Source organism: Methanomassiliicoccaceae archaeon DOK (genome assembly GCA_009911715.1).
GTDB lineage: Archaea > Thermoplasmatota > Thermoplasmata > Methanomassiliicoccales > Methanomethylophilaceae > Methanoprimaticola.
Genome location: CP047880.1, coordinates 965185 through 985267 on the forward strand (window position 1 = coordinate 965185; position 20083 = coordinate 985267).

At 59.5% G+C, this 20083-nt stretch carries 17 protein-coding genes and 1 tRNA gene; 7 read left to right on the forward strand and 11 right to left on the reverse strand.

What is annotated here, in order from left to right:
* Position 1 precedes the first annotated feature (1 nt).
* The 3 genes from pstB to JS82_04900 form a co-directional block, all read right to left on the reverse strand.
* Positions 2 to 778: a phosphate ABC transporter ATP-binding protein gene (gene pstB, locus JS82_04890; GenBank protein ID QHK18411.1), complete on the reverse strand. Its 777-nt coding sequence runs from the start codon at positions 776 to 778 to the stop codon at positions 2 to 4.
* Between the two features lie 141 nt (positions 779 to 919).
* Positions 920 to 2860: a phosphate ABC transporter permease PstA gene (pstA, locus tag JS82_04895; protein ID QHK17471.1), complete on the reverse strand. Its 1941-nt coding sequence runs from the start codon at positions 2858 to 2860 to the stop codon at positions 920 to 922.
* 66 nt (positions 2861 to 2926) lie between these two features.
* Complete coding sequence (locus JS82_04900; GenBank protein QHK17472.1) at positions 2927 to 4591, reverse strand: hypothetical protein; 1665 nt, start codon at positions 4589 to 4591, stop codon at positions 2927 to 2929.
* A gap of 333 nt (positions 4592 to 4924) precedes the next feature.
* On the opposite strand from JS82_04900, the gene JS82_04905 reads away from it, so the two are divergent.
* Entirely contained in the window at positions 4925 to 5923 is a 999-nt protein-coding gene (locus JS82_04905) for an AbrB/MazE/SpoVT family DNA-binding domain-containing protein (protein QHK17473.1), read from the forward strand.
* A 98-nt stretch (positions 5924 to 6021) separates the two neighbouring features.
* Here the strand turns inward: JS82_04905 and JS82_04910 are convergent, their stop codons facing one another.
* Positions 6022 to 6234: a hypothetical protein gene (locus JS82_04910; protein ID QHK17474.1), complete on the reverse strand. Its 213-nt coding sequence runs from the start codon at positions 6232 to 6234 to the stop codon at positions 6022 to 6024.
* Positions 6235 to 6360: 126 nt separating this feature from the next.
* Between JS82_04910 and JS82_04915 the strand changes: the two genes are divergently transcribed.
* Complete coding sequence (locus JS82_04915) at positions 6361 to 6912, forward strand: UbiX family flavin prenyltransferase (protein QHK17475.1); 552 nt, start codon at positions 6361 to 6363, stop codon at positions 6910 to 6912.
* Here the strand turns inward: JS82_04915 and JS82_04920 are convergent.
* The 4 genes from JS82_04920 to leuS all read right to left on the reverse strand — a co-directional run bounded on the left by JS82_04920 (position 6901) and on the right by leuS (position 11299).
* Positions 6901 to 7353, reverse strand: coding sequence for a hypothetical protein (locus tag JS82_04920; protein ID QHK17476.1), 453 nt, complete (start codon positions 7351 to 7353; stop codon positions 6901 to 6903). The two genes, JS82_04915 and JS82_04920, sit on opposite strands and share 12 nt — an antisense overlap.
* A 75-nt stretch (positions 7354 to 7428) precedes the next feature.
* Positions 7429 to 7956 (reverse strand): GNAT family N-acetyltransferase, encoded by a 528-nt coding sequence (locus tag JS82_04925; GenBank protein ID QHK17477.1) that lies wholly within the window; start codon positions 7954 to 7956, stop codon positions 7429 to 7431.
* Positions 7953 to 8408 (reverse strand): NAD(P)H nitroreductase, encoded by a 456-nt coding sequence (locus tag JS82_04930; GenBank protein ID QHK17478.1) that lies wholly within the window; start codon positions 8406 to 8408, stop codon positions 7953 to 7955. Before JS82_04930 ends, JS82_04925 begins: the two co-directional genes overlap by 4 nt.
* Positions 8409 to 8413: 5 nt before the next feature.
* A complete protein-coding gene (leuS, locus tag JS82_04935) occupies positions 8414 to 11299 on the reverse strand; it encodes a leucine--tRNA ligase (protein QHK17479.1) in 2886 nt (961 codons plus the stop codon).
* Positions 11300 to 11774: 475 nt separating this feature from the next.
* Here leuS and JS82_04940 point away from each other — a divergent pair, with 475 nt between their 5' ends.
* The 3 genes from JS82_04940 to JS82_04950 all read left to right on the forward strand — a co-directional run bounded on the left by JS82_04940 (position 11775) and on the right by JS82_04950 (position 14826).
* Positions 11775 to 12137 carry a hypothetical protein gene (locus JS82_04940; protein QHK17480.1) on the forward strand — a complete coding sequence of 121 codons (363 nt, stop codon included), beginning with the start codon at positions 11775 to 11777 and terminating at the stop codon, positions 12135 to 12137.
* 118 nt (positions 12138 to 12255) lie between these two features.
* Complete coding sequence (locus JS82_04945; protein QHK17481.1) at positions 12256 to 12954, forward strand: cell division protein FtsZ; 699 nt, start codon at positions 12256 to 12258, stop codon at positions 12952 to 12954.
* 390 nt (positions 12955 to 13344) lie between these two features.
* Positions 13345 to 14826, forward strand: a complete 1482-nt coding sequence (locus JS82_04950; GenBank protein ID QHK17482.1) for a nicotinate phosphoribosyltransferase — start codon at positions 13345 to 13347, stop codon at positions 14824 to 14826.
* Between the two features lie 44 nt (positions 14827 to 14870).
* Here the strand turns inward: JS82_04950 and iorB are convergent, their stop codons facing one another.
* Positions 14871 to 15461, reverse strand: coding sequence for an indolepyruvate ferredoxin oxidoreductase subunit beta (iorB, locus tag JS82_04955; protein QHK17483.1), 591 nt, complete (start codon positions 15459 to 15461; stop codon positions 14871 to 14873).
* Entirely contained in the window at positions 15458 to 17278 is a 1821-nt protein-coding gene (gene iorA / locus JS82_04960) for an indolepyruvate ferredoxin oxidoreductase subunit alpha (GenBank protein ID QHK17484.1), read from the reverse strand. Before iorA ends, iorB begins: the two co-directional genes overlap by 4 nt.
* A gap of 105 nt (positions 17279 to 17383) precedes the next feature.
* Between iorA and JS82_04965 the strand changes: the two genes are divergently transcribed.
* Both JS82_04965 and JS82_04970 read left to right on the forward strand, forming a co-directional pair.
* Positions 17384 to 17470, forward strand: a tRNA-Leu gene (locus tag JS82_04965).
* Positions 17471 to 17590: 120 nt separating this feature from the next.
* A complete protein-coding gene (locus JS82_04970; protein QHK17485.1) occupies positions 17591 to 18484 on the forward strand; it encodes an EamA family transporter in 894 nt (297 codons plus the stop codon).
* Positions 18485 to 18565: 81 nt separating this feature from the next.
* Here JS82_04970 and JS82_04975 read toward each other — a convergent pair whose 3' ends face one another.
* Complete coding sequence (locus JS82_04975; GenBank protein ID QHK17486.1) at positions 18566 to 19912, reverse strand: NADP-specific glutamate dehydrogenase; 1347 nt, start codon at positions 19910 to 19912, stop codon at positions 18566 to 18568.
* Positions 19913 to 20083: the final 171 nt, after the last annotated feature.

Here is a 20083-nt window from a genome sequence, read left to right on the forward strand (position 1 = left end):
ATCATCCGAACCTTCCTGTGAGGTACCTCTCGGTCATAGCCTTCTCCGGCTTGTTGAACATCGGACCGGTCTCGTTGAACTCGATCATCTTGCCCAGGTACATGAAGCCGGTGTAGTCCGCGATACGGGACGCCTGCTGCATGTTGTGGGTGACGATGGCAACGGTGTAATCCTTCTTGAGCTCCAGAGCCAGATCCTCGATCTTGGAGGTGGCGATGGGGTCCAGCGCGGAGGTGGGCTCGTCCATCAGGATGACCTCCGGGTTGACAGAGAGCGCCCTTGCGATGCACAGCCTCTGCTGCTGTCCTCCCGAGAGTCCGAGGGCGGAGGTGTCGAGACGGTCTGCGACCTCGTCGTAGAGGGCGGCCTGCTGCAGGCATCTCTCGACGATCTCGTTCAGCTCCTTCTTGTCCTTGATCCCGTGGATCTTGGGCCCGTAGGTGATGTTCTCCCTGATGGTCATGGGGAACGGGTTGGGCTTCTGGAAGATCATACCGATCCTGGTCCTGAGATCGTTGATGTCGACATCCGGTGCATAGAGGTTGTCACCGTGGAACAGCATCTGCCCCTCAATGCGGCATCCGGGAACCAGGTCGTTCATCCTGTTGATGCTTCTCAGCAGAGTGGACTTTCCGCATCCGGAGGGACCGATGAGGGCGGTGATTGAGTTCTTCTTCACCGGGAGATCGACTTTGAACAGGGCCTGTTTCTCCCCGTACCACAGATCGATGTCCCTGATGTCGATGCACACTTCGTCCGAATCGAAGCGAACGACCATGGGGTCTGTGTTCTGGGACCACTCGAGGAAGTTCACATCCTTCGCTGTGTTCTCGTCGATCTCGGCGGCCATTTTGCTTCCGCCGGCGGCGACGCCCGCGTCTTGGTTTTCTTCTTTCTTACCGAATTTGAAATTCATTTGTCACCACCTAACCTTCTTGTTGTAGTGGCTTCTGATCAGTGAGGCCGCGACGAAGAAGATCAGCACGACAAACAGCAGCACAGTGGCTGTTGCGTACTGGAGATCCGTCGTCCCGGGCAGGTCCATCGCAAGATGGTACAGGTGCAGGGGCAGAGCCATGACAGGATCGAAGATGGATCCAGCGAGACTCGGCTGCGAGATGACTGCCGCTGTGAGCATGATGGGTGCTGTCTCTCCGGCTGCACGTCCGATGGACAGGATGGAACCGGTGACGATACCTCCCATTGCAGCCGGGATGACGACCTTGTAGATGGTCTTCCACTTGGTAGCACCCATGGCCCTGGATGCCTCCCTGAGCTCGGGCGGAACGGACTTCATGGCCTCCTCCGTGGTTCTGATGATGACGGGCAGGATCATGAAGGCCAGGGTGACCCATCCGGCCAGCATGGAGTAGCCGAGTCCTGCGTACCTGACGAATATGATCATACCGAACATACCGAACACGATGGAGGGCGTACCGTTCAGCAGATCTATGGCTTCCCTGATGATTCTCGTGTACTTTGTATCCCTGGCGTATTCGTTGAGATAGATTCCGGTCAGGATTCCGATGGGGAATGCAATCAGAGCGGTTCCAGCGATGAGTTCGAGGGATCCGACTATAGCAGGGAATATTCCTCCGTCCCTTCCTCCATTTGTGGGGCTGGTGGTGAGGAACTCCCAGTCAATGACGGGAAGGCCGTTGATCAGGATGTATCCGATGATTACGACGAGTATCAGGAGCACGAAGCCCATGACCACCGTGAGCCCTCCGAAACAGAACTTCTCCCTGCTGGTTGAGTTGATTCCGGAGAAGACCTTGACGACGAGAGCCAGGACGACGGTGACCACTACGGCTGCCACGAGCGCCATGAATTCACTGGTGAGCAGTGACGAGAACATCCACACCCCGATGAAGACGAGCACGTACAGAGTCGCCATGATGAACAGGCTGCGATGGTCCGAGACCTTGTCCGAAACGCTGTTCGGAATCATGCTGGTCTTTCCTGTCATGCGGTAGAGCATGGATTTCCTGGGGTCGATGTTACCGAGCTTGCGGTTGGTTCTCTTTATGACGTACCTGGAGGAGATGTTGATGATGAGGACCATGACCATCAGGATTACTCCGAGCTCGAAGAGGGCGGACTGGGTGACAGATCCCGCTACCGACTCGGGGAGCTGAAGGGCGATGGTTCCCGTAAGCGTACTGATGAGTCCGAAGACGTTCCACAGAGGTTCGGGGATGACAGGCGAGTTTCCTGTCAGCATCAGGACCGCCATGGTCTCTCCGATGGCCCTTCCGACTCCGAGGATGATTGCAGCGGAGATTCCGGAGATTGCCGCAGGAACGACGACCTTGACGATCGTCTCCCATTTGGTGGCTCCCATTGCCTGAGAGGCCTCCCTGTATGACTGGGGAACGGAATGGATGGCGTCTTCTGAGACCGAGATGATCGTGGGCATGGCCATGATTCCCAGAATCAGCGAGGCTGCCAGCCAGGAGTTGCTGAACACCTGCTGATCAGGGAAGAGAGCCTTCAGTATGGGGATCAGCACGACCATTCCGATGAATCCGTAAACGACGGAAGGGATGGCCGAGAAGAGCTCCACCAGAGGCTTCAGGATGTTGCGAGTCTTTGCCGGTGCGATCTCTGAGATGTAGATGGCACATGCGATTCCTACGGGAACCGCAAACACCATTGCTCCGAGTGTGACGAGGATCGTTCCGGCGATCAGGGGCAGGGCTCCATAGTCGCCCCTTCCGGGATACCAGACGTCACCGAAGATGAAGTCCAGGATTCCGATCTCAGTGATTGCGGTCCAGCTATTCGCTACAGTGAACAGAATGATGAGTAAGACTATCAGTACGGCCAGAGAAGAGACCGCCAGTAGGACGTATTTCATTATCTGATCACTGTGTGACCCGCCTCTTTTGAGACCGTACTGATATGTTTCCATGATTCAGTCTCCTTAGAGGGATCCGAGCTGTCCGATGCTGATGTATCCGATGGAACCGGATGTCTGCTGGACGTTCTGGATGACGAGTCCGGTGGACTGGCAGGTCACAGCGTTCTGGGTGCAGACGTAGTTGGAGTCAACACCCTCCATGGCGGTGTCGAAGCAGTCACGGGTTCCGGATCCATCCTCACGGATGACGACCTGGATGGTCTGGTCGGGTCCTCCGACCTCACTCCAGTTGGTGATCTCGCCGCTGAAGATGGCGGCAACCTGTGCGGTGGTGAGTCCGTCGACTCCGTCGACGTTGACGATGACGGCGACTCCGTCCTGACCGATCATGATGTCCTGGAGACCCTGAGCGGCTCCGCTCTCGGAAAGGTCACGGGAGAGCATTCCGATGTCGAACTCTCCAGAAAGGCAGCTGGACTCTCCGACTCCGGATCCTCCGCCCTGAACAGAGACGGTCATGAAGGGGTACTTCGCCATGTAAGCCTCTGCGAGCTTGGTGGCTGTCTCGGAAAGGGATGTGGATCCACCCATAACGATGGTGGTGTCACCGCTCTCTGAAGGAGCGGTCTCTTCGGTGAACTCGGTGAGCTTCACGAACTCCTCACCGAGGATGGTCTGTCCCTCCTCGCTGGTGATCCAGCTCAGGAAGGCTGCGACGTTTCCAGTGGGCTCTCCGTCGGTGACGAGCACGAGGTTCCTGGAGATGGAGTAGGTTCCATTCAGGACGTTGTCCTCGGAAGCCACGACGCCGTCGAGAGTGACGGCATGAGCACCGGTAGAATCATCAGGCTCGAGAGCTCCGAGCTGTCCGATGCTGATGTATCCGATGGAACCGGATGTCTGCTGGACGTTCTGGATGACGAGTCCGGTGGACTGGCAGGTCACAGCGTTCTGGGTGCAGACGTAGTTGGAGTCAACACCCTCCATGGCGGTGTCGAAGCAGTCACGGGTTCCGGATCCATCCTCACGGATGACGACCTGGATGGTCTGGTCGGGTCCTCCGACCTCACTCCAGTTGGTGATCTCGCCGCTGAAGATGGCGGCAACCTGTGCGGTGGTGAGTCCGTCGACTCCGTCGACGTTGACGATGACGGCGACTCCGTCCTGACCGATCATGATGTCCTGGAGACCCTGAGCGGCTCCGCTCTCGGAAAGGTCACGGGAGAGCATTCCGATGTCGAACTCTCCAGAAAGGCAGCTGGACTCTCCGACTCCGGATCCTCCGCCCTGAACAGAGACGGTCATGAAGGGGTACTTCGCCATGTAAGCCTCTGCGAGCTTGGTGGCTGTCTCGGAAAGGGATGTGGATCCACCCATAACGATGGTGGTGTCACCGCTCTCTGAAGGAGCGGTCTCTTCGGTGAACTCGGTGAGCTTCACGAACTCCTCACCGAGGATGGTCTGTCCCTCCTCGCTGGTGATCCAGCTCAGGAAGGCTGCGACGTTTCCAGTGGGCTCTCCGTCGGTGACGAGCACGAGGTTCCTGGAGATGGAGTAGGTTCCATTCAGGACGTTGTCCTCGGAAGCCACGACGCCGTCGAGAGTGACGGCATGAGCAGATGAACTGTTGTTGTCTCCACCGTTGTTGCCGAGAGCCATATAGGCTGCAACGGCTGCAACGATAACGATGATGACCACAACGATTGCGGCTATTTTCTTTGTATCCAAGGTTGTGACACCTCAGTATTTGCGTAATCTAGGTCTGTGTATATAGTTACTCGAAATATTATATGAATTTATACATAGATATATATTCACTATATAATCATACATAAAATATGATTAACGAAACCTATTGAATACAATATCTGGCTACCGTTTTTCAATGCCGATGCATCCAACTCAATGTTGTTATTTATCAACGTTTTATTAATAATATAATACAAAGTGGATCGATAAAACAACGACGAAAAAACATGGTTCTACTTTTCTATATATTACATATAGATACATATATAATACTGAAATTATCTTTATATCCCTATGGTGCATCAATCCTCCGTGGACCTAAGAAGGATACAGATTACCGGCGGATCATCGTTCATGATCACACTCCCTAAAGATTGGGCCGACTCCGTAGGCCTGAAGAAGAATGACACTGTCGGACTACAGCCGCAGCCCGACGGGAGCATGGTGATCTACCCCGGGGGAGAGCAGGCAGCCCTCGCCGGGTCCACCAAGATCATCGATGCTGACGGCATCACCGATCGCGACTACCTCTACAGACAGCTCGTGGGCGCATACATTGCGGGCCACGACGTCATCGAGCTCCGTTCCGAGGGCGAGCTGTCGAGCATGGTCGCGAGCACAGCCTCGTCTTTCACCCAGACCGCCATCGGCCTGGAGATCCTCGAGGAGAGCGAGAGCTTCATCGTCATAAAGGACCTCATGGACCAGGGCGAGATCAAGCCCGCCAAGTCCGTCGAGAGGATGAAGGTTCTTGTCAGGAACATGCTGAACGACGTCCTCGACGCGCTGGAAGAGAAAAACCCGAAGATCATCGAGGCCATGTCGGAGAGGGACAGGGAGGTCGACAGGCTCGACTGGCTCATATCCCGTCAGGTCAGCATACACCAGAAGGACATCACCATCTCCCGCAGGATGGGCATGGACCTCTGCGAGATCACCCGCTGCGGAAGCGTCAGCAGATCCGTCGAGAGGATCGGCGACCACGCCGTCCTCCTCGCATCGAACCTCAGACCGATCATAGAGGCAAAGCCCACCGAGGTCGACGACAGGATCCTTTCCACCGGAAGGGACGTGGTCACGCTCTTCACCGATTCGGTCGGGACATGGACCGCCAAGAACATGGACGCCGCGAACAAGTGCATCGAGCGCGGCGAGAAGCTCGTCGAGAGGTCGAAGGAGATCGCCAACCTCGACGATGCCGTGGACGAGAAGACGGCAATGGCCGCCGAGCTCATCTCCAGCAGCGTCAAGAGGGTCGCCGAGTACTCCATGGACATCGCCGAGATCGCCATCAACTCCGCGATGGACTGATCACGGGGACCCCAGCACCAACATCATTCCGGTCGGCTACAGCCGACCGGACTTCCCATTATACTTAATAAGTAAGAAGTTTGGAGAACAGCCAGCGGTCACGACCCCGTGAACGGAGCCCCGTCCGTCTGCTCCCACGTGTCCGGATCGTCAGTCTTGTCGTCATTCGATTCGGGGGATGTATCGATTGTTCTTGAGTTCTCCTGCCCGTCGGCATCTGAGGGTTCGTCCATCTCCAGATACGAGAACGCAGTGAAAGCAACCAGAATCACGGTGGCGACAGCGAACAAAGCGGTGCCCTTGGTAGACATCGTATGACTACATCGAAGATGCAGGATATCTATCATGCCGATGTAGATTACATAGCCCCTTCTAACATATGTATCGACTTGAACGGAGCAGACATCGTTTTAAAGCGGGAAGTACTGGGCTCCGACGTGAGGTATGTCGTCGCCATCACGGGCGCATCGGGCGCCATCTACGGGATCAGACTGCTCCAGGAGCTGGAGGGTGAGAGGATCCTCGTCATCTCCAGGACCGCGAGGGAGATAATCCCGGCGGAGACCGACTATACCGTGGAGCAGGTGGAGGCCATGGCGGACCAGGTCTTCGATGATGACCAGATGTTCGCATCCATCGCCTCCGGCAGCTTCAGGTACGACGCCATGTTCGTGGCGCCGTGCAGCGAATCGTCAGTGGCCAAGTTCGCCAACGGGATCGCCGACACGCTCATCTCCAGAGCCGTGAGCGTATGCATCAAGGAGGACAGGAAGCTCATCCTCCTGGTGAGGGAGACCCCCAAGAGCGCGATCATGCTGGAGAACGAGCTGAAGCTGGCGAGGCTCGGGGTGAGGATAGTCGACGCGAACCCAGGATTCTACCCCAGACCGAAGACCGTGGAGGACATCGTGGACATCGTAGTGGGCAGATGCCTGGACCAGATCGGCGTCGACCACGGACTCTACAGCAGATGGGGCTCAGAGGAGTGAGCTCCCAACCAGGTCGAAGCACAGCCTGTATCCGCCCGCATCATGGATGGTTCTGCGGGCGATGCCGTCATGCATCCACGCCATGCCGGACCTCCTGCCGGAGAACATGCACACCGTGCATTCGAGCGTCCCGTCTCCGGAGGGTATCCCCTCCAGGGCCATCGGGACCATGGGCCCGGTAATCGGGCCGAGCGCCCCGTCCGCCCCCACGGGCATGCGTACCGCGGAGACCCTCCCGTCTGCACCAGCGACCGTAACCTCGGCGGCGCCGTCCAGCACCGCGACGTGCACATCGAAGTCCTCTATCAGCTCGTTCCGGGTGCACCTGAGCCTGTAATCTGCCGTGTCCCCGAGACCTGCGGCCAGGTCCGCGCGGAAACCCGGAATCCAGAAACCCACGGCCTCCGCGACCGTGTCGATATCGAAGGTTGACTTGATCATCCCGTGACTCCTGCCGCGAATGCGACGGTCGGGACACCGATTGCCATGAATATAACGTTACACCGGAGGCCTCGGTCATTCAACGCCCGTGACCCCTGCGGAATCCAGCTTGCTGCCGTACAGGGCGAAGGCCTCCTCGGGTGTCACCGACCCTCCCCAGCTGAAAAGCAGGTACCTCTGACCGTCAGGGGTCCTGTAGGTGCACTGCGGGGCGAATCCGTTCCTGTCGTAGAAGCGGGTGCGTCTCAGCCTCTGGCCGATGTTGTCGGCCTGCTCGTCCACCGCCTCCGCGTTGAGGAAGACCCTCCTCCCGCCTGCCATGCACTTGACCAGCCACAGGGCGTCGGAACCCAGGCCGCAGTCCCTGTCCCCGGGGGTCACCGCCAGGTACAGGAGGAAGAGGAGATCGTCGGTGAGGATGACGTAGGCGATGCCCTTGAACGAGCCGTCGACGTCCATCCAAAGGAACCTGCAGTCCGGGTCGGCGGTCAGCCCCGTCAGGACGTCGAAGGGGAAGCGCTCCTCCTCGGGGAAGGCCTCGAGGTAGAGGTCCCTGGCCCTCCCCACGACGGAGGGGTCCAGGGGCCTGAGCTCCATGCTCATCTGCGCCTTCCGACCGCCACGATCGACAGGACCTTCCACTCCGGGTCGAGTCCCGCCTCGCGGATGACGAACTCCTCCGCCGTGCCGGAGTCGGAATCCCTGAGCCTGACCTGCACCCAGCAGCTTCCCAGTCCGAGGTCCTCCGCCTCCAGCTGGATCATTATGGTCGCGATGGAGGCGTCCTCGATCCAGACGTCGCAGACCCTGGGATCGGCGGCGACGATGACAGCGAACGTCGCGGTCTCAAGGGGAGTCGTCGAGGAGGGCTTGCACAGCGCCAGCCTCCTGATGAGGGACACGTCCCTGACGGGGACGAGGCGCACGTCGTCCAGCTTCCTGGAGGAGGGGGCCAGGCGGCCGGCCTCCATGATGAGTCCCATCTCCTCCTCGGTCAGGGGCTCCTCCGTGAAGGTCCTGCAGGTCTTCCTGCTCCTGGCCAGGTCTATGAACACGGGGCTCACTCCAGCAGTATGGCGGGCCTTCCGGGCGCCGCTGCCCTGGCCTTGTTCTGCGGGTCGTAGAGGCCTTCGGAGTCGGCGGAGAGGACCTCGACCTCCAGTCCCGTCTCCTCCGCCAGGAAGCCCTTCGCCGACGAGAGCAGCGAGAACTCGTCCGTCTCGTACAGGGGCCTCTTGGACTCCGGGGACGACCTGGGGAACTCGATGGCGACCTTCTTCGCCAGTTCCTGCGCGGCCTTGCCGTTGCGCTTGATGGACTCGTCGGACATGCAGGCCTTCGTGAGTCCGGGGACGGTCAGCTCACCCTCGGCGAGCATCGCGGCCCCCTTCCTCATGACCTCCCTCTTCCACTCGGCGGAGGTGTACAGGACGATCCTGCTGGGCTCCATCTTGGCGATCTTCCTGATCTCGGTGATGTCGGACATGACGTCGCGAATGAGGTTCTCGCCGTACTCCGAGGCGGCGGCGATCGCGTCCGGATCCGCCTCAGGGAGCTGGCAGGCGGACACCAGGCCTTCGAACCCGGCGGACTCCCACAGCTCCTCGGCGGTGTGGGGGGTGACGGGCATCATGGCCTGGATCCAGATCTTCAGCGCGGAGCGGATGGTCTCGGCGTTGCTGCCTCCCCTCCTGGAGTACCACTTGATGTCGTTGTACATGTCGAAGTACACCGTGGTGGTCATCTGCCTCAGGTCGTACTTCTCCATGGCGGCCCTGATCTCGTTGAGGTGGGTGTTGAACCTGGACATCAGCCAGGCGTCCATCTCCCCCTTGGGGGAGTCGGACTCGGATGCGATGAGGTCCTGCACGGCGCCGAATATCCTGTCGACCCTCTGCCTGTAGGTCATGACGGTGTCCTCGCTCCACTCGACGTCCACGAACATGGACGCCACGTGCGCGTAGTACAGCCTCATGGCGTCTACGCCGAACTTTGCGGCCGCGCCGGGGATGGGCTGGGCCCCTCCCTTGGACTTGGAGATCTTGTCGCTGTTCTTGCCGGTGATGTACCAGTTGACTGTGATGCCGCGGGGCCACATATCCTGGGGGAGGATGGCCACGTGGTTGAACAGGAACGCAGGGAAGTGCACGGTCATGTGCTCCTTGCCGCCGAGGTTGATGTCCAGGGGGTACCAGTAGAGCACGTCCGCCCTCATCCTCTCGACGAGGTCCTGGGCGATGCCCGTGGATGCGGCGACGTCGGACGGCGTCCCCCTGCCGAGGAACACGTAGTCGAAGAACTCCTCCGTCATCTGCTCGGGCTCGATCTGGTGCGAGTTGGCGTAGAGCGAGATCGTGTAGTATATCGGGTAGAGCGTGGAGTCGGAGATGGCCTCGATGATCCATTTGTCATCGTAGGGGAACCTCGTTCCCAGCCAGTTGCCAAGCCTTACGCACGCCCTCTCCCTGAACCAGTCCAGGACACCGTGGACGTTGTCCGCGTACTCCGGCGGATTGATGTCCATGGTCCTGCAGTGGTCGGACGTCCTCTGCGTGAGGTCCTTGTCCGCGTAGTTGATGAACCACTGGTCGTCGATCCTCCTGATGTGGACCCTGCGTCCGCACCTGCAGACGACCTCCTCTGTGAGGTCGAAGAAGGGCTCCGCCTCGCCGGCGTCAATCATGGCCTGGCGCATCCTGTCCTTGGCCTCCTCCACGCGGAGTCCGGCGTACTCGCCGCAGACGTCCTTCATGCGGCCCATGTGGTAGCCGTCCTTGTAGACCTGCTTCTTGGCCTCGACCAGCTTGGGGTCGCCGGGCTGCTTGATGCCCAGCCTGTCGATCATGTCCTTGGCGGGGAAGTCTCCGTAGCCCTTCATCTCTATGATCGAGATGGGGACGACGGAGTCGATGAGCTCCTGGGAGAGCCCGTACCTCTCCCTTAGGGCGGGGTCCCTCTTGACCGCCTCGAGGGAGATCCAATCGTCGGGCGCGTCGGACGGGACGGACGTCACCAGACCCGTTCCCACATCCGGGTCGCAGAAGGTGGCGGGGAACACGGGGATCTCCCTGTGGATCATGGGGGCCTCGCACATCCATCCGATCATCTCGCTGCCGGGGATCGTGCCGATCTCCTCGATGCCGTCCTTCTGGAGCTGCAGCTTCTCGGACGCCTGCGGGGAGACGATCCAGGTCTCTCCGTCCTTCCTGATCCTCCTGTACTCCACCTCGGGGTTGACCCAGAAGCAGACCTGCCCGTACACGGTCTCCGGCCTGAGGGTGGCTGCGATGAGGAACTCGTCCCCGTGCCTGAACTTGAGGAGGGTGTACTCCTGCGTCTCGGCCCTGCCGCCCTTGGAGATGTCCGTCTCGGAGGGATCGACCGCGACGGGCCCGCAGTTGGGACATGCGGGGGCGTAGTAGGGCTTCTGGATGAGCAGTCCGGCGTCGTGGAGCTTCCTGAACTGCCACTGGATGAACTTGGCGTAATCGGGATATAGGGTGCATGTGAACCTCCTCCAGTCGGCGAGGAACCCGAACCTCTTCCAGTAGTCGTTCACGTAGACCTTGTTGAAGAACTCGACGACCGAGAGGGGGTCCTTCATGCCGGCGAGGTCCTCGTCGGTGCAGCCGTTCCTCTTGAGGTAGTCGATCGTGGCCTCGTCGCCGCGGGAAATCCTGTTGAACAGCGATATGCCGCCGTTTCCGGTGGCATGGGTCCCCACGGGGAAGAGCACGTTGAAACCGGTCATGCGCTTGTACCTGTTGATCGCGTCGACATAGGTGTATCCGCGCAGATGACCGACGTGTAGGTACCCCGTCACACCGGGGTACGCGAAGATGATCATGAACTTGGGCTTGGACTCGTCCCTGTCGGACCTGTCCAGACCGGCCTCGGCCCAGCGGGCCTGCCATTTGGCTTCCATTGTTCCGTAGTCGTTGGCCATTTGGATCCCTTTATTACACGTGCGCGTAATAAGGGATATTGATAAAAAGGTTGAGATAGGGAAGATGGGGCAGGCACCTGAAGGCGAGGGCCCACCGTCAGATTACCCATCCTCGGCATCCAGCCATCCCGGTCCGACGATGGTTCGGATCCATGTCGGACATGTCCGACACGTAAGACGGATGACGTAAGACGTCGCTGTAAGACGCGGTAAGACGCGTCCGACTAGAACACATTTATCTACATCCGAAGCATACATCTTCATCGAAGACGAGTCTCTTCGCAGACACTTGTCCCGATTCAAGCATCCGTCTGACAGAGAAATGAGCCGGAAACAGTGATTTCCGACGGAAAATCTCTGTCAGACGTGTGTCTTACTTTTGTCGGACAAGCTTTAAATATCACGTAAGACATAATCTTGATTGCAAGCGGGAAGGGATGGGAAAAACTCTCTCTTGCAACAGGAAAGGATGGAAATGACCGACGACGGAATCAAGATCACCCTCAGGATGGGAACCGAGGAGCTCCAGGCACTGGAGGACTTCATGGGTGAGCGCGATCTCGAGAACAAGTCGGTTTTCATCCGCGAGGCCATCAAGAGGTACATGGAGACATACGACTCCCCTGCCGGACAGATGCCCTCGGAGGGCGGGATCTTCGTCCGCCTCAGCGACATCCACCTGGATGCACTCAACCAGCTGGTTCAGCGCGGAATGTGCCTGAACGAGGAGGAGTTCATCAGGAGGTGCGTCCTGGATAAGATCGTCCCGAAGACGGTCGAGGAGGAGGCCATCGAGGACTCCTTCAGGACTGCACAGAGGAATGCCGCGCTCAAGTGAAGAAAAAAGGGATGGGAAATCGCATCCGTCAGCCGGATGGGAACGGCCACGGCCGAGGCTGATGGATGCTATTCAAACACCTTAACGAAAGACGAGATCGAAGCAACGGGTGATGCACATGACAGGGAACGACATTGAAATCGCGGTCGAGCCGCGCATAGCGGTCGTCGGCGTGGGCGGTGCGGGATGCAACGTCGTCAGCGCTTTCAGCGATTCGCTCTGCGCAGTGGACACCATCGCGATCAACACTGACAAGGACGCCCTCCACAAGACGGATGCGGACACCAAGATCTACATCTGCAAGGAGGTCCTGAAGGGCGAGGGAGCCCACGGGGACACCGTCCTCGGGAAGAAGTGCGCCGACATCCACAAGGAGGAGATCAGGCAGGCACTCTCCGGACATGATGTCGTGTTCGTCATCGCGGGTCTCGGAGGCGGAACCGGAACAGGTGCCGCATCCGTCGTCATCGACGCTGCCAGGTCTCAGGGAATACTCACATTCGCCGTCGCGATCAGCCCCTTCTCCTTCGAGGGAAGGCGCAAGGAGATCGCCAGAGAGGGCTACAGGCACATCAGGGCCGTCTGCGAGCACACGATTCTCGTGGACAACGACCTGGTCCTCGCCAGGATGCCCGACCTCACCATGGACCGCGCCTTCGGCGAGGTCAACAAGAGCATCATGAGGCACGTCATGGACTGCGTCGCAGCTGTCGAGGAGACGTTCGTGGACGAGATCTCCAGGCAGAGGCCGGTCAAGACCACAAGGGAGACCTCCAAGAAGGAGAAGTACCCCATAGAGCTCCTCATCAGCGCTTGAAAAGGTCTATCACGCTTTTCTCCCCCAGCGGGAGGGCGTTGCCCTCCCGCACATTTGTTTCCTCTTGCGGGCCTCCGGCCCGCCTCCTCTCTTCATTTCGTTGTGTTGGTGAGCACCTGCGTCGACAAGCATCTAGAATCCGGTTTTTTCCATAGAAAATCCCACACTGGAACGGATGCCCTTCCGATGCGTGTCGGACATCTGTGGGTCTGATAGGCAGTCACAGGGACTCGGGCGACTGGATGACCTCCGACTTCCAAGGAAGCCATGATGTACGAGAAGAACCAATTCGCCTCCCTGGAATCCGCAGTACCCCCAGCCAGCCTGTCGCACATCACAGATGAATGGTCGGATACGATGTGGCTTCCTGATACCGATCGAGGGAAAAAGATGAGCATATTCGACGGACGCAACCTGTCAATGATGATGGACCTCTACGAGATGACCATGTCCAACGGATACTTCCTGGAGGCCCACAGGGACGACATGGCGACGTTCGACGTCTTCTTCAGAAGGATACCGGACAGCGGGGGATACGCGATATTCGCCGGACTTGAGCAGATAGTAGACTTCATCGAGCATATGCGCTTCGACGAAGCGGACATCGAGTACCTCAGGTCCCTGAAAATGTTCGACGACAGATTCCTGGATTACCTCAGCAACTATCGTTTCACCGGGGACGTAGACGCCTTCGACGAGGGGACCATCATGTACCCCAATGAACCCGTCGTCACCGTCACCGCCCCCATGATAGACGCACAGCTCGTGGAGACTGCGATCCTGGCCCAGTTCAACCACCAGTCCCTCATCGCGACCAAGGCCCGCAGGATCGTCAGGGCGGCACAGGGGAGGGCGGTGTCCGACTTCGGTGCCCGCAGGGCCCACAACATGGATGCCGCGGTCTACGGAGCCAGAGCGGCGTACATCGGCGGCGTCGTCGGCACTGCGACCGTCCTCTCGGGGCAGATGTTCGGCATCCCTGTCAGCGGGACGATGGCGCACAGCTGGGTGATGTACCACGACTCGGAGTTCGAGGCGTTCAGGAAATACGCCGAGATCTACCCCGACGATACCGTGCTCCTGATTGACACCTATGACGTCCTCAGGTCGGGCACCCCCAACGCCATCAGATGCGCCAAGGAAGTGCTGGAGCCGATGGGCAAGAGGCTGAAGGGCGTCCGTCTGGACTCGGGAGACCTGGCCTATCTGACGAAGGAGGTCCGCAGGATGCTTGACGATGCCGGCCTGCAGGACTGCAGGATCATAGCCTCCAACAGCCTCGACGAGTACTCCATCACATCAATCATCGATCAGGGTGCCCGCATCGACTCCTTCGGTGTCGGCGAGAGGCTGATCACCGCCAAGAGCGACCCCGTGCTGGGTGCCGTCTACAAGATAGCCGCCGTCAGGAAGGACGGAGTGAGCAGGCCGACCATCAAGGTCTCCGAGGCGGTCGAGAAGATCACGAACCCGGGCAGGAAGAAGGTGTACCGTGTGTACGACGGCACCGGACACGCCGTTTGCGACCTCATCACATTGGAGGATGAGGAGGTCGACCTCACGAAACCCTATAGGGCGGTCGATCCTGTAAAGCCCTGGAAGGAGATCTACCTCGTGGACTGCACGGCCAGGGAGCTCCTGCATCCCGTCATAAGGAATGGAAGACGCGTATCGCCGACGAGGGACCTGAAGGAGATCAGGGATTACGTGGACAGGCAGCTCAGGGAAGAGATATGGCAGGAGGAGCAGAGGTTCGAGAACCCCCACGTCCATCACATGGACATGAGTCCCGCTTACTACGAGTTCAAGATGGACCTGCTCAGGAAGGCCGACGAGTCCTCGGACCGATGCCGACGTCCGCGAGTGGGATGAGAATCGAAAGCCCGGGGAGGGATACCTCCCCGGATGGTTTGTGATCAGTTCTTGACGGCGCTGTAGCCCATCTCGAAGGCCTTGACGTTGAGGTCCAGGAACTTCGGGGGCACCTGCGCCTTCAGAGCCTCGAGGAGGTCCTCCTTCATGAGGGGGAAGTCCTTCATGGCTGCGACTGCTCCGATCATGACGGCGTTGGCCGCCACCGCCTTGCCCGCCTCGATCGCCAGCTTGGTCGCGTCCAAGGTCACGAGATTGGGGTTGACGTCCCTGACGGCACCGATCAGCTCATCGATGTCAGGGTACTTCTCGAACCCTGCGGCGACCATCGACGGGAACACCGGGTCGAGGTTCATCAGGACCGCTGTGTCCCTGTTGCCCAGGGGCAGGTTCCTGACTGTCTCGGCGGGCTCGAAGCCCATGATCAGGTCGGCGCACCCGTCGGCCTCCAGGGGGCTGATGACATCGTCCCCGAAGCGGACTGTCGAGAGGACGCTTCCTCCCCTCTGGGCCATTCCGTGGACCTCGCTCATGGCCACCTTGTAGCCTCTGTTCATGGCCGCGTTCCCGAGGACCATTGATGCGAGGAGGACGCCCTGTCCTCCGACCCCTACGATCTGGATGGTGTACTTCATCTCTTCACCTCGATTGCGTTCTTGGGACAGACGTTCGCGCACATGCCGCAGCCGATGCACTGGGTCGGGTCCACCTCGACGGCGTCCCCCCTCTTGATCAGGGACGGGCATGCGATCATCTTCAGGCAGGTGTAGCACCTGATGCACTTGGACTGATCCACCTCGCACCTCTTGACCTCCAGCATCTTGCGCTTCTTGAGCTCGAGGGGACAGGGGCACTTGGATATGATGACGGCGACGCCGTCGTGCTCCAAGGCCCCCTTCATGGCCTTGGTGGCGGCCTTGACGTCGTACGGGTCCACCTCCTCGACGTACTTCACGCCGATTCCGCGCACAAGCTTCTCGATGTCTATGGGCTCGGTCTGGATACCTCCGAACTCCCTTCCCGTACCGGGGTTGGGCTGGTGGCCCGTCATCGCGGTCGTGCGGTTGTCGAGGATGACCATTATGATCTTGTGGTCGTTGAACAGCGCGTTCACCAGAGCCGGGACCCCTGCGTGGAAGAACGTGGAGTCGCCGATGAACGCGATCGGCGTCTGATCCGTCGCCGCGGCGAACCCTCCGGCGGCACCGGCACCGCCTCCCATGCAGATGATGAAGTCAGCCGTCTGGAAAGGCGGGGCGACACCGAGCGTGTAGCATCCGATGTCCGAGCAGTAGATCACGTCCCTGGAGCCGACCGCCTTCTTGGTGGCGGCGTACATGCCCCTGTGGGGACATCCGGCGCACAGCGTCGGTGGCCTGCTGGGCAGCTTCACCTGCGTCGCCGGCATTGATTCCCTGAACCTCTGCACGTCGACGAGCTCGTCGACGCCTTCGAGGGTCTTGGGATTGAACTCCCAGGCGTACGGCAGGTGTCCGGACCTCTTCCCGTACACGGGGACGTCGAACGAGTTCTGGGCACAGATCCTGAGGACCTGATCCTCGAGGAAGGGCTCCAGCTCCTCCACGACGACGACGTACCTCTTGCCCTTCACGAACTCGGCGATCCTCCTCTCCGGCAGGGGATTGGTGAAGCCGAGCTTGAGTATGGAGACCCCCTTGACAAACTCCTTCACATATGTGTAGGAGACGCCGGAGGTGATGACTCCGATGTCGCCCTCCCCTTCCACGAAGTTCAGCGGCGATGACTCGGAGAGCTCCGCAGCCCTCTTCATCAGCTCCAGGAGCCTCTTCCTGTTCACCCTGGCGTGAGCGGGGATGTTGACGAACCTGACGACATCCTTGTCGAAATGCCCCTTTCCCTTGGGGGCGCCCAGCTCACCGAGGTCCACCACACCGCGGGCGTGGTTCACCCTGGTAGTGGTCCTGAACAGGACGGGGAGAGTCGTCTCGGACGAGATGGCGTAAGCCGCCTTGACCATGTCCTTCGCCTCGGCGGGCGTGGAGGGCTCCACCATCGGCAGAAGGCCGAGCTGCGAGTAGTAGCGGTTGTCCTGCTCGTTCTGGGAGCTGTGGGCCGACGGGTCGTCGGCGGTCAGGATGAGCATGCCGCCCGTCACCCCGGAGTAGGCCAGGGTCATCATGGGATCCGCGGCCACGTTCAGACCGACGTGCTTCATGAACACGAACGACCTGAGGCCGGAGGACGCCGCGGCTGCGGACACCTCCATGGCGACCTTCTCGTTCGTGGAGAATTCGAAATACATGCCCGCGTCGGACGCGAGCTTCTCGAGGAGGTTCCCGATCTCGGAGGAAGGAGTCCCGGGGTAGGTGGATGCGAAGTCCACGCCGGCCTCGAACAGACCTCTGACGATGGCCTCGTTGCCCAGGAGGAGCTGCTTCCCCTCTCTAGCTAGTAAATCCGACATTGCCAAACCTCAAACAGGCACGGTATCGGGGAACGCTCTATTATAATGTGGGGCTCTGGACAGCCAGCCGTCCGATACCATCATATCATGGTAAGCGTTCGGGACATTGCTGCTGAGGTTGTCAAGCTAGGTCAAAGACGCAGGACTTAGGATCCTGTCCTTAGTGGTTCGAGGGTTCAAATCCCTTCCTCAGCACCATCTCCAATTTTCCAGAATCTGACGAGAACACAATGTTTGGATCTCATCACGGCACCATCGCTGATTCGGAACTAGTTCTAGACACATATCAAGAAATACTCGACGTTCGGTCCGTGGCGCATGAAGCCCGTTCTGCTCCTCCTGCCGATACTCTCCGGTATTATGTGGGGTGCAGCCGGGGTCTTCGTCCGCACGCTCTCGGACTACGGGATGGACAGCACCACCATCGTCTTCTCACGCGTGTCCCTGGCCACGCTGATGATGCTGGCACTCATCCTCGTCGCCGACCGCAGATGGCTCAGGTTCGAGAGACGCGATGCGTGGATCTTCATCGCGTGCGCGATAGCAATGCTGGGGCTCAACGCGTTCTACACGGTGTCGGTCGACGCCCTGACGCTGTCCCTGGCGGCTGTTCTTCTGAGCCTGTCCCCCGTCTTCATGCTGGTGATGGCCGCGTTCCTGTTCAGGGAGAGGGTGACAGCGCGCAAGATCCTGTGCATGCTGACGTCCATCGTGGGGTGCGTTCTCGTCAGCGGCCTGCTGGAGAGCGGTTCGTCCCTGTCCGCTTCCGGGATAGCCGCAGGCCTGGCGGCAGCGTTCTTCTACGCACTGTACGGGATACTCTCCAAGAGGTCGGCGGCCAGTGGTTACAGCACCTACACCACGCTGTTCTACTGCCTGCTGATATCCACGCTGGTCCTCCTGCCCTTCACCGACATGAGGGCCTTCATCGGATTCGCCGCCGAAGGGGCATGGGGGACGGGATATCTGATCCTAAATGCTGCCGTGGCGTCGTTCCTGCCCTACATCCTCTACACCACGGCCATGGCGCGCATGGAGGGAGGGACGGCCTCGATCCTCGCGGCGGCCGGGGAGCCGACCGCGGCGGCGGTCTTCGGAGCCATGTTCTTCACCGAGATACCTTCGCCGCTTATGCTGCTCGGGATGGTGTTGGCCATCGGGTCCATGGCGCTCATGTGCATGCCGTCGGAATCCGAGAGGTCCGCGTCATGATGTTTCAGAATTGTGTGCGGAGGGGCGTTGGCCCCTCCTAAAAGAGGTGAAATGTCCGGGGCGAGGACCCCGGGTTTGGGATCAGTAGGAGACGCCCTCCCAGAGCATGGCGTTGGCGACCTTCTCGAATCCGGCGATGTTGGCTCCTGCGACCAGGTTGCCCTCCATGCCGTACCTCTTGGCTGCCTCGGCGGCCTCCTTGTAGATGGTGGCCATGATTCCCTTCAGCTTGGCGTCGACCTCCTCGAAGGACCAGGAGAGCCTGGCGCTGTTCTGGCACATCTCCAGGGCGGAGGTGGCGACACCACCGGCGTTGGCGGCCTTGGCGGGTCCGAAGAGGACACCGGCCTTCTGGAAGGCGGCGATGGCACCGGGCGTGCTGGGCATGTTGGCTCCCTCGGCGACGGCGTAGCATCCGTTTGCGATCAGGGCCTTGGCGTCGTCCTCGTTGAGCTCGTTCTGGGTGGCGCAGGGGAGAGCGATGTCGCAGGGGATGGTCCAGATTCCCTTGCCCTCGTGGTACTCGCAGTTGGGCCTCCTCTTGGCGTACTCGGTGAGCCTCTGCCTCTTGACCTCCTTGACGTCCTTCAGGGTGGCGAGGTCGATTCCGTCCTTGTCGTAGACGTATCCGTTGGAGTCGGAGACAGCGACGACCTTTCCTCCGAGCTGGTAGACCTTCTCGGTGGCGTAGATGGCGACGTTTCCGGATCCAGAGACGACGACGGTGGCGCCCTTGAAGGACTTGCCGTTGGCCTTCAGCATCTCGTCGGTGAAGTAGCACAGACCGTATCCGGTGGCCTCTGTCCTGACCAGGGATCCGCCGGCGCCGATGGCCTTTCCGGTGAGGACTCCGGTGAACTCGTTCCTGAGCCTCTTGTACTGGCCGTACATGAATCCGATCTCCCTTCCTCCTACTCCGATGTCACCGGCGGGGACGTCGGTGTCGGGTCCGATGTGCCTCTGGAGCTCTGTCATGAAGGACTGGCAGAAGCGCATGATCTCGTTGTCGGACTTGCCCTTGGGGTCGAAGTCGGATCCTCCCTTTCCTCCTCCGATGGGGAGGGTGGTCAGGCTGTTCTTGAAGATCTGCTCGAATCCGAGGAACTTGAGGATGGAAAGGTTGACGGAGGGGTGGAACCTGAGTCCTCCCTTGTAGGGTCCGATGGCGGAGTTGAACTGGACACGGTATCCGCGGTTGACCTGGACCTTGCCGTTGTCGTCGACCCACGGGACGCGGAACATGACGATTCTCTCGGGCTCGACGAGCCTCTCGATGATTCCGGCTTTCTCGAGCTCGGGCCTGGCCTCCACTACAGGCTGGAGGGACTCGAGGACCTCCTCCACTGCCTGGAGGAACTCGGGCTGGTCGGCGTTGCGCTGCTTGAGACCGTCGAACACGGTCTTCAGATACTCGTTTGTGATTGCCATGCGATATCACCTTGGTGACGGGACGTCCCGTCATCTGAGTGGTTTGGAATCACCCATCCTATATTAAATATAATCCCTACTAAGAGTTATGAATACTGTTCATATGTTTTGAATAGAGCGAATATTTTCCTGAAATATCTATGAGGATGTCCTTTCCAGAGACATTCGGTC